This window comes from Bradyrhizobium rifense, from assembly GCF_008123425.1.
Lineage (GTDB): Bacteria > Pseudomonadota > Alphaproteobacteria > Rhizobiales > Xanthobacteraceae > Bradyrhizobium > Bradyrhizobium rifense.
This window is the reverse complement of record NZ_VSSS01000045.1, coordinates 43,641-53,026: the sequence shown is the minus strand read 5'-3', so window position 1 is coordinate 53,026 and position 9,386 is coordinate 43,641. Positions and strand designations below refer to the sequence as shown.

Genomic DNA, 9,386 nt, shown 5'->3' with positions numbered 1-9,386 from the left:
GTCGGGCAAAACACCGGCACAATAACATCATGGCGCACCGCAGCCGATAAAGATGGGCATGACGCCGCGGCGCTACGATTGGGCCACGTGCAAAATGCTCCGATCACGGCAACCCGTCAGTTGGCCAAGACATGAAAGATACGCTGAACTTCGTTGGCGACGGCGATGATGTGGACGTCATCTACAACGTCGAGCGAACCTTTGGGATCAAGCTGACCGACGCGGAAGCCGAGCAGACGCGGACCGTCGGCCAGCTCTACGATCTGATCGAATTGAAACATCCGAACGCCGGCAGGCTGCAGCTTTGCGAAACTGACCAACGAGAACAAGACATGCGCGCCGTCCGACAGATGGTTTGCGCTGACAGCGATCCTGCGCGGCATCACGGGACACAAAATCACGATCACGCGGGAGACCACGTTTTTTGCCGAGCACGCGAAGCCGATGGCATAAGGCTCGGGAATAGGCCTGCTTGAGGGCTGATACGTCAAATGACCGACTTGCCCGTAGAATGCTTCATTATCCAGCGCCTTCAAGAAGGCGGCTGGCGCGTCATCCACCGCCGGGCTGACCTCACCGATCTGCCGATTGCCGACTTTGTTTCGTACCGCGACGCTGAGGAGTGGGTGAACTGGAAGTCCGGCACTCCCAGAACCAATCCGTATGTCACGGCGAACGAAATATTCTCGCAGCCACGGCTGGTCGAGATCGCAATCGAGCCGAAGTCGAAGGCAGACGCGGAGAAGCTCGGCATTGCGCTGGCAAAGCTTGGGGCCGAAGACGCTGCTTTCGGAATGTCGATCGATCCCGAGTCCCGACAGATCATCTTGAAGGGCGTGAGCGAACTCCATCTCGACGCCAAGCTCGAAACCCTCGGACGCACCTACGACATCGATCCCACAGTTGGGGCACTGCAGGTGGCGTTCCGTGAGCGCATCACTCGGCCGGCCGAGGCGGAATATATCTACAAGAAGCAGTCCGGCGGTACAGGCCGGTTCGCGGCCGTCAAGCTACGTGTCGAACCGAACGAGCCCGGCAAGGGCTACCGGTTCGAGTCCAGGATCGCCGACAGCACGGTGCCGAAAGAATTCATCCCCGGCATCGAAAAGGGGATCGAGAGCGTGCTTTCCTCGGGCGTGGTCGCCGGCTTCCCGGTGATAGACATCAAGGTCGAACTGATTGATGGCAAATATCATGACACCGACTCTTCGGCGCTCGCCTTCGAGATCGCCGCACGTGCGGCGCTCCGCGACGCACTCCAGAAGGCGGAGTCGGTGCTGCTCGAACCGATCATGAGGGTAGAGGTCGTGACCCCGGAGGACTGTATCGGCTCCATCCTCGGAGACCTGAATTTGCGACGCGGGCGGCTCCAGGGCCAAGACACGCGAGGCAACTTCGCCGTCATCAACGCGATGGTGCCGCTCATGAACATGTTCGGTTGCGTAAATGACCTGCGCGCGATGAGCCAAGGTCGCGCAACCTTCACGATGCAATTCGATCATTATGCCCCGGCACCCCCGCCCGAGCATGACCCGCCATTTCGGCCCGCGATGGGGATGCGTGCTTGAACGACGCTCCGCTGACCAGGATCGCGACGACGTCGCCCCCCTGAACACCTGTTCACGAAGATTAAATTCCTCGCGGCTCTGCGCTGCGATAGCAACGAATTGATCTGACGCAGGTTCTCCCGCCACCAATGAGGGAGATCACGATGAAACTCAAACTTGCTGTTCTTGGTCTGGCTGCCCTCGGCAGTGCTGCGCTCGCGTCGGGACAAGCGCTCGCGGCGATGCCGAACGGCATTCCGCAAGCCGATCAGGTCGCAAGCGGTCCGGCGGCGCATGTCGATCAGGTGCGGATGGTCTGCAACGCCTGGGGCCGCTGCTGGTGGCGCCCGAACTATTACGGCGCCTACGGCTATTATGGCGGCCCGCGGCGCTACGGTTACGGCCCACGTCCGTGGGGCGGGGGCTATCGCCACTGGCACCGCTGGTAAATGACGAAGGGGCCGCGAGGCCCCTTTTTCTTGTGAAGCGTCTTTGTGTTCACAGAAGCGCATACGTCAGCTTCTGGCCGCACAGAACTTCGCCGCTCGTGACCGGGAGCGGACCTGACGCACGCCTCTAGACAGCGGCTTCGTCGAGAAGCTCGCCTGTTGTTGCAATGCGAACAGAGTGGTTCGTCAAGAGGTCACTCCAGACCCAATGGTGATGCCGAATCACGGCAGCAGCATCCATGTGCGGTCGATCGCTTACTGTATGAGCGTCGCTAACAACAACGACGTGGTGGTCGTTTGATATCGCCGAACGGATAGTTGAATCGACACAGGAGTCAGTTGCCCAGCCGGTGACGATGACCCGATCCAGCGCCATTTGGACCAAGGTATTTTGGAGCTCAGTTCGAACAAACGAATCATTCAATGTCTTCTCGACCACGACGTCGTCTGGGTGACGATCCAGTTCGGGTAGAAATGACCACCCTTCGGTGTCCCGTTCAAAACCATCTCCCGGTTTGCCGCAGTGTCTTATCCATATGACCTTGCCAGATCGCCCACGCACCATAGTGGTTAGCAAATTTATGTGTTTGACCACGCCCTGAAGATTGTGCTTCGGCGGGCCATTCAAGAGGCCGATCTGCATGTCAACCACAATGATTGCGTCCATATGCTTGGCTCGGCTATTTCGACAACTAAATACTGTCGTCTCCCCACTCGCGCAATCCGATTGACCTCTTTTGATTCACCGCGTCGAGACTTTTGCGCCATCTTGCGGGAGCTAAGCGAACGTCAGCTATGGTTTCTTGAGGGAGAGATCCCCAAAATCCTCGATCAGGCGGAATCGCTCGCACATGAGCATCATATCTTCGCTGAACCGTCCGAGCCGGCCGAAATAGGTGCGATGGGCGTTGCGCCAATAGGTGAGGCTTCGATCACCCTCACCCTCATCGTAGGCAAAGGCGGCATCGACATCGTTGTAGCGCCGATAGGTGATCTCGGTGGTTTCGATGACGCAGCGAGGCTCTCCCCGTCCATCGAGCACGACCCAGCGCTCTCCTGGTGTCGACGTGTTGGGTTCGTCTTCCGTGCTGCAGGTCGCGGTCTTGACGCCCTTGACGACGAGTTCGAGCAGTTCATCGGCAAGCGCCGGACTGTCGCCGAAAGCAAACGTCCGGAGATCTTGATATCGTTCGGGCACTGGCTTGTTCATGGTCGTCCGAGCCCTTCAGAGACGACGCCTTGCGGCGCGATCCACCCCTACAGCGCCGCAAGCACCGCCTTGGTAATATCCGCCGTGCCGTTGCTGCCGCCAAACTCCATCGGCTTGAGGCCGCCGGCATAGACTTGATCCACCGCCCGTTCGATCTGCTCGCCGGCTTCCGCCGCGCCCTCGACGCCGTGCTTGTCGGCGAGCCAGTCCAGCATCATCGCCGCCGACAGGATCATGCCGGTGGGATTGGCCTTGCCCTGCCCCATGATATCAGGAGCGGTGCCGTGGCACGGCTGGAACACGGCATATTTGTCGCCGACGTCGGCCGACGGCGCCATGCCGAGGCCGCCGATCAGGCTCGCGGTGATATCGGAGACGATGTCGCCGAACATGTTCTCCATCACCATCACGTCGAAATCCCAGGGACGTTTGACCAGCATGGCCGAGCAGGCGTCGACATAGATGCGGTCGGTCTTCACCTCGGGATGCTTTTTCGCGATCTCGTCGAAAATGCCGCGGAAGAACGCAAACGCCTTGAACACGTTCGCCTTGTCGACACAGGCGAGCGCACCCGGCTTTCCACGCACCTTGCGCCGCTCGGCGAGGCGAAACGAGAACTCGAACAGCCGCTCGGATGTCCTGCGCGTGATCACCATGGTCTCGCGCGCATCGTCATGGGTGACCACGCCCTTGCCCATCGAGGCGAACAGGCCTTCGGTGGACTCGCGGATCACGACGAGATCGATGCCTCGCTTGTCAGCGCCAACGATCGGGCTCGGCACGCCCGGAATCAGCCGCGCCGGGCGCACGCCCGCATAGAGATCGAAGATGAAGCGCAGCTCGATCTGCGGCGCGATCTCGGTATTGTCGGGGTAACGCACCGACGGCAGGCCGCAGGCGCCGAGCAGAATTGCGTCGGCTTCCTCGCATAATTTGATTGTGGACTCCGGCATCGACTTGCCGGTGGCGAGATAGTTGTTGGCGCCGGCGGGAGCCTCGGTGAAGCGGAAGCTCAAGCCGGATTTGGACTCGATCTTGCGCAGCACCTCGATGGCCGGCGCCATGACTTCGGGACCGATGCCGTCACCGGCGAGCACGGCGATGTGGAAGGCGTTGTTTGCGGACATTTAAGAGGCCTCAAGGAAAGGAGCCAGCCAAGTCGTCATTGCGAGCGAAGCGACGAAGCAATCCAGACTGTCTTCGCGGATGGATTTCTGGATTGCTTCGCTTCGCTCGCAATGACGAGGAGAGTGCGCGTCGAACTACGGCATCAGCACCGTGCGCCCGACCACCGCGCCCTGTTGCAACTGCACCAGTGCGTCGTTGGCCTTGTTGAGCGGCGCCTTCGTCACCGGGATCGGTGCGACATTCTTGGCGCGGACGAGATCGAGCAGCTCCTGCGTCTCGCGCAGGTTTCCGACATAGCTGCCCTGGATCGTCACCGCCTTGATCGGGATCAGCGGCAAAGCCCAGGTCGCGCCGCCGCCGAACAGGCCGACGATGACGAGCTTGCCGCCTTTGGTCAGGCAGTCGAAGCCAAGCTGCGTCGTCGCAGCATTACCGACGAGGTCGATCACGGCGCGGATCGGCCCGCCGGCTTTCTTCGCCAGCTGCTCCAGCGCATCCGGCGCCTTGGGATCGATGGTGGCGAGCGCGCCGGCCTTTTCCGCCGCCTCGCGCTTCCTGGCGTCGATATCGACCATGATCGCGCCCTTGCCGCCCATCGCCTTCAGCAGCGACAGCGCCATCAGGCCAAGGCCACCGGCACCGAACATCACGATCGGCGTATCAAAATGCTGCTCGACCTTCTTCAGCGCGCTGTAGGTGGTGACGCCCGAGCAGGCGTAGGGCGCGGCCGACGCCGGGTCGAGCCCTCTGAGGTTGAGCAGATAGCGCGGATGCGGCACCAGCATGTGATCGGAATAGCCGCCGTCGCAATAGACGCCGAGCGAGCGCGGCGTCAGGCACATGTTCTCGTCACCGGCGAGGCATGTGGCGCATTTGCCGCAGCCGATCCAGGGATAGACCAGGCCGACATCACCAAGCTTGAGGCCGCCCTGGTCGGTCGGCTTCACGTCGGGTCCGAACGCCAGCACTTCACCGACGGTTTCGTGGCCCATGGTCAGCGGCAGGTTGATGCCGCGGTCTTTCAGCGACAGCGGCTTGCGGCCATGGCCGAGATCGTAGCCGCCTTCCCAGATGTGGAGATCGCTGTGACAGACGCCGGCGGCTTTGACCTTGATGAGCACCTGCGTGCCTGAAGGTTGCGGCGTCGCCTCGTCGAACTCCTGCAGCGGCGCCTTGAAATCAGCGACCTTGAAACTCTTCATGGCGTCCTCCCGGCATACTCTTCGTCGCGTCACCATGCCACGGCCGGCAAGGCGAGACAAACCCGCACAGCGGTCTTAGTTCAGGCGAGCGGATGGTGGCAAGCCACGAACTGCCCCGGCACGACCTCGCGCAACTCCGGCATCTCCGTGCTGCAGCGCTGATCGGCGCGCGGGCAGCGGGTGCGGAAGCGGCAACCGGACGGCGGCGCAATCGGCGATGGCGGCTCGCCGATCGCCACGCTCTCGACGGGACGCACATCCGGATCTGGAACCGGGATCGCCTCCAGCAGCAGCCCGGTATAGGGATGCGCGGGCTTTGCGAACAATTGCTCCGATGGCCCGACCTCGCAGAGCCGGCCGAGATACATCACCGCGACGCGGTCGCTGACGGCTTTGACCACGGCAAGGTCGTGCGCGATGAACAGCAGCGTCAGGCCGAACCGCGTCTTCATCTCCTCGAGCAGATTGAGGATCTGCGCACGGATGGAGACGTCGAGCGCGGAGACCGGCTCGTCGCAGACGATGAACTCGGGGTTGAGCACCAGCGATCGCGCAATGCAGATGCGCTGGCACTGGCCGCCGGAGAACTCGTGCGGCAAGCGCCCCGCCACGAGATCGGGATCGAGCCCGACCGCGGAGAGCACCTCGTGAACGCGCCGCTTGCGCTCGCTAGCGTCCTTGACACCGGCGATGATCAGCGGCTCAGCGACGATGTCACCGATGCGCCGGCGCGGATTGAGCGAGGCGATCGGGTCCTGAAAGATCAGCTGCACGCGGCGGCGCATTTTTCGCAGCGCCTCGCCCTCCATCGCGGTAAGATCTTCGCCGTCGAACAGCACGCGGCCACTCTTGGCGCGGCGCAATTGCAGCACTGCGCGCCCCAGCGTCGACTTGCCGCAGCCGGACTCGCCGACCAGCCCCAGCGTCTCGCCGCGCGCGACGTGGAGGCTGACACCGGAGACAGCGTGCACCGTCTTGTTGCCGAGACCATATTCGACGACGAGATTGTCGACGTCCAGCAGCGGTTGGTCGCGCACGGCGAGCTGCATCATGCGCCAATCCCTTCCGCCATCTGGATCGGGTGGAAGCAGGCATAGAGATGCTCCGGCGTCTCGGCAGCCTTCAACTCGGGTTTGGCTTCATAACAGCGTCCGGCGGCATAGCGGCAACGCGGCTCGAAAGAGCAGCCCCTGAGTGGCCGCGTCGGATCGGGCGGTCGACCTGAGATGGCAGGCAGCGGCGTGTGCGGCGCGGTCTCCAGCTTCGGGATCGCCGCGAGCAGCGCCTCGGTGTAGGGCATGTGCATGCGTTTGAAGAGCGCCTGCGTCGGCGCGCGTTCCACCACCCTGCCCGCATACATCACCGCGACCTCGTCCGCGCGGCCGGCGACCACGCCGAGATCGTGGGTGATGATGATCATCGCCATGTGGCGGCGGCGTTGCTCGCGCGCCAGCAGATCGAGGATCTGCGCCTGGATGGTAACGTCGAGCGCCGTGGTCGGCTCATCCGCGATCAGCAGCTTCGGCTCGCAGGACAGCGCGATCGCAATCGCGATGCGCTGGCGCATGCCACCGGAACATTGATGCGGGTATTGCGCGAGCCGCTGCTCCGGCGCCGGAATGCCGACGGCCGCGAGCAACTCGATGCTGCGCTTTCGCGCAGCCGGCGCGTCGAGCTCGAGATGCTCCTGGATCGTCTCCATCAACTGGGTGCCGATGGTGAGCACCGGATTGAGCGAGGTCATGGGATCCTGGAACACCACCGCGAGATCGCGCGCACGCAGCCGTCGCAGGCCTTCAGGCGCGAGCCGGACCAGGTCCTGGCCGTCGAACATCACGCGTCCGGTAAGCTTCGCCTTCTTCGGCAGCAGCTGAAGGATCGCGCGCGACAGCATGGTCTTGCCGCAGCCGGATTCGCCGACGATACCGAGCGTACGCCCCGCCTCCAGCGACAGATTGACATGATCCACGGCGCGCAAATTGCCACGCGGGGTCGGCAGCTCGACCGCGACATCCTCGATGGTCAAAAGCGGCGTGCTCACAGGGCCCCCTGACGCGGGTCGGTCAGTGCCCGCATGGTGTCGCCGACGAGGTTGAACGCCAGCACGGTCAGGAACAATCCCACCGCCGGCAGGAACGCCAGCCGCGGCGCGACGTCGAGGCTGTCACGGCCTTCGCCGATCATGCTGCCCCAGCTCGCCATCGGCGGCGGCACGCCGAGCCCGAGGAAGGACAGCGCGCCTTCGATCACGATGGTGACGGCGACGCCGAGCAGGAAGAACGCCAGCAGCGGCAGGATCACGTTCGGCAGCAGCTCGCGCAGCAGGATGCGCGCATGACTGGCGCCGAGCGCCTCAGCCGCGATCACGAATTCGCGCCGCGCCAGTGTCAGCGTCGCCGCGCGCGCTACCCGCATGAAGGCGGGAATGCCGAGCACGCCGAGGATGATGGTGAGATTGGGAATGGACTGGCCGAGATAGGCGGTCACCGCGAGCGCGAAGACCAGTGGCGGAAAGGCCAGCAGCACGTCCATGCTGCCGACCACCAGCGTCTCGAACCGGCCGCGGAAATAGCCGGCGAGCAGGCCCAGCGCGCCGCCAAGCGTCAAGCCGATCATCGGCGCGATCAATCCGACCGTCAGCGAGACGCGGGCGCCAAAAATCAGCCGGGCGAACTCGTCACGGCCGAGGCCGTCGGTGCCGAGCCAGTGCTCGCTCGAAAAAGCGGCGCGGCGCTCCAGCATGTCCATGTCTACAGGATTTTGTAGCGGCAACACCGGTGCGAGAATCGCGAGCGTGAGAATGACGGCGAGCCAGAGGCTCGCGAGCCAGAACAGCAGCCCGAGCTTGCGCTGGCGCCGGACCGGCGCCGATACCTCTTCCTGCATCGTGAGCTCAAGCGTGCCCATGGCGAATCCTCGGATCGAGCACGGCATAGAGCATGTCGACGATGAAGTTGACGATGACGAAGCCGCAGGCCACCAGCAGCACCACGCCCTGGAGGATGACGAGGTCGCGGGTGTAGATCGCGCCGACCAGCAGCCGGCCGATGCCCGGCAGTGCGAAGATCGATTCCACGATCAGCGTGCCGCCAAGCAGGCGGCCGATATTGATGCCTGTCACCGTCACCAGGGTCAGCGACGACGGTTTCAGCGCATGCACGAACAGGATGCGCGAGGGCTTGAGGCCTTTTGCTTTCGCGAGCGCAATGTAGTCCTCCTGCAAGGTCGCGATCATATCGGAGCGCAGCACGCGCATGATGCCCGGCCATTCCGCCAGCGCCAACGTCAGCGCCGGCAGCACGAAAAAGCGCAAGTTTGCGAGCGGCTCCTCGGTGAACGGCACATAGCCGGTCGCAGGCAGCCAGTGCAGCTCGACCGCGAACAGATAGATCAGCAGGATCGCCAGCAGAAAGGACGGCATCGACAGCATGGCAAACGCGCTGCCGGTCATGAAGCGGTCGAATGCACTGCCGGCGCGCGCGGCGCAGGCGATCGCGAGGGGAACGCCGATCAAAAGGCCGATGGACTCGGCCATCAGCATCAGTTCGAGCGAGACCGGTATGCGCTCGCTGACCGCCTGCAGCACGGTCTGCCCGGTGCGGAACGAACGGCCCAGATCGCCCTGCAGGACGTGGCCGAGCCAGCTCAGGTATCGCCACCACAACGGCTGGTCGAGCCCCATGTCACGGCGCAGTGCGGCAACATTCTCCGGTGTCGCCTGATCGCCCAGGATGACATAGGCCAGATCCCCCGGCAGCAGCGAGGCGATCAGGAAGGTCAGCAGCGAGACGGCCAGCAACACCGGCAGGATGGCCAGCAGCCGCCGCACGACGAAGTTCAGCATCGCGCG

General features: G+C 63.3%; 10 protein-coding genes and 1 pseudogene. 3 read left to right on the top strand and 8 right to left on the bottom strand.

The features are described 5' to 3' along the window. Nucleotides 1-131: 131 nt before the first annotated feature. From FXB40_RS28745 to FXB40_RS28735, 3 genes and pseudogenes are all read left to right on the top strand, one after another. Nucleotides 132-476: an acyl carrier protein gene (locus FXB40_RS28745; RefSeq protein WP_148775484.1), complete on the top strand. Its 345-nt coding sequence runs from the start codon at nucleotides 132-134 to the stop codon at nucleotides 474-476. 207 nt (nucleotides 477-683) lie between these two features. Beyond that, nucleotides 684-1,568: pseudogene (locus FXB40_RS28740) on the top strand (translation factor GTPase family protein); the annotation flags it as partial. A gap of 143 nt (nucleotides 1,569-1,711) precedes the next feature. Then, on the top strand, nucleotides 1,712-1,996 hold the full coding sequence (locus FXB40_RS28735) for a hypothetical protein (protein ID WP_148775482.1): 285 nt from the start codon (nucleotides 1,712-1,714) through the stop codon (nucleotides 1,994-1,996). A 127-nt stretch (nucleotides 1,997-2,123) separates the two neighbouring features. Here the strand turns inward: FXB40_RS28735 and FXB40_RS28730 are convergent, their stop codons facing one another. From FXB40_RS28730 to FXB40_RS28695, 8 genes are all read right to left on the bottom strand, one after another. After that, nucleotides 2,124-2,663, bottom strand: a complete 540-nt coding sequence (locus FXB40_RS28730) for an isochorismatase family protein (protein ID WP_148775481.1) — start codon at nucleotides 2,661-2,663, stop codon at nucleotides 2,124-2,126. Between the two features lie 126 nt (nucleotides 2,664-2,789). After that, nucleotides 2,790-3,206, bottom strand: coding sequence for an ASCH domain-containing protein (locus FXB40_RS28725; protein ID WP_148775480.1), 417 nt, complete (start codon nucleotides 3,204-3,206; stop codon nucleotides 2,790-2,792). 47 nt (nucleotides 3,207-3,253) lie between these two features. Continuing rightward, entirely contained in the window at nucleotides 3,254-4,333 is a 1,080-nt protein-coding gene (locus FXB40_RS28720) for an isocitrate/isopropylmalate dehydrogenase family protein (protein WP_148775479.1), read from the bottom strand. Between the two features lie 135 nt (nucleotides 4,334-4,468). Beyond that, complete coding sequence (locus FXB40_RS28715) at nucleotides 4,469-5,536, bottom strand: alcohol dehydrogenase (RefSeq protein ID WP_148775478.1); 1,068 nt, start codon at nucleotides 5,534-5,536, stop codon at nucleotides 4,469-4,471. An 80-nt stretch (nucleotides 5,537-5,616) separates the two neighbouring features. Next, on the bottom strand, nucleotides 5,617-6,588 hold the full coding sequence (locus tag FXB40_RS28710; protein WP_148775477.1) for an ABC transporter ATP-binding protein: 972 nt from the start codon (nucleotides 6,586-6,588) through the stop codon (nucleotides 5,617-5,619). Further along, nucleotides 6,585-7,577 carry an ABC transporter ATP-binding protein gene (locus tag FXB40_RS28705; protein WP_148775476.1) on the bottom strand — a complete coding sequence of 331 codons (993 nt, stop codon included), beginning with the start codon at nucleotides 7,575-7,577 and terminating at the stop codon, nucleotides 6,585-6,587. Before FXB40_RS28705 ends, FXB40_RS28710 begins: the two co-directional genes overlap by 4 nt. Continuing rightward, on the bottom strand, nucleotides 7,574-8,443 hold the full coding sequence (locus FXB40_RS28700; RefSeq protein ID WP_148775475.1) for an ABC transporter permease: 870 nt from the start codon (nucleotides 8,441-8,443) through the stop codon (nucleotides 7,574-7,576). The genes FXB40_RS28705 and FXB40_RS28700 overlap by 4 nt, the downstream gene beginning before the upstream one ends. Continuing rightward, on the bottom strand, nucleotides 8,430-9,380 hold the full coding sequence (locus tag FXB40_RS28695; RefSeq protein ID WP_148775474.1) for an ABC transporter permease: 951 nt from the start codon (nucleotides 9,378-9,380) through the stop codon (nucleotides 8,430-8,432). The genes FXB40_RS28700 and FXB40_RS28695 overlap by 14 nt, the downstream gene beginning before the upstream one ends. Between the last annotated feature and the right edge of the window lie 6 nt (nucleotides 9,381-9,386).

Coding starts and splice junctions, on each gene's coding strand:
- FXB40_RS28700 (WP_148775475.1), bottom strand. CDS start 8,443: ATGGGCACGCTTGAGCTCACGATGCAGGAAGAGGTATCGGCGCCGGTC.
- FXB40_RS28745 (WP_148775484.1), top strand. CDS start 132: ATGAAAGATACGCTGAACTTCGTTGGCGACGGCGATGATGTGGACGTC.
- FXB40_RS28720 (WP_148775479.1), bottom strand. CDS start 4,333: ATGTCCGCAAACAACGCCTTCCACATCGCCGTGCTCGCCGGTGACGGC.
- FXB40_RS28730 (WP_148775481.1), bottom strand. CDS start 2,663: ATGGACGCAATCATTGTGGTTGACATGCAGATCGGCCTCTTGAATGGC.
- FXB40_RS28710 (WP_148775477.1), bottom strand. CDS start 6,588: ATGATGCAGCTCGCCGTGCGCGACCAACCGCTGCTGGACGTCGACAAT.
- FXB40_RS28695 (WP_148775474.1), bottom strand. CDS start 9,380: ATGCTGAACTTCGTCGTGCGGCGGCTGCTGGCCATCCTGCCGGTGTTG.
- FXB40_RS28735 (WP_148775482.1), top strand. CDS start 1,712: ATGAAACTCAAACTTGCTGTTCTTGGTCTGGCTGCCCTCGGCAGTGCT.
- FXB40_RS28715 (WP_148775478.1), bottom strand. CDS start 5,536: ATGAAGAGTTTCAAGGTCGCTGATTTCAAGGCGCCGCTGCAGGAGTTC.
- FXB40_RS28725 (WP_148775480.1), bottom strand. CDS start 3,206: ATGAACAAGCCAGTGCCCGAACGATATCAAGATCTCCGGACGTTTGCT.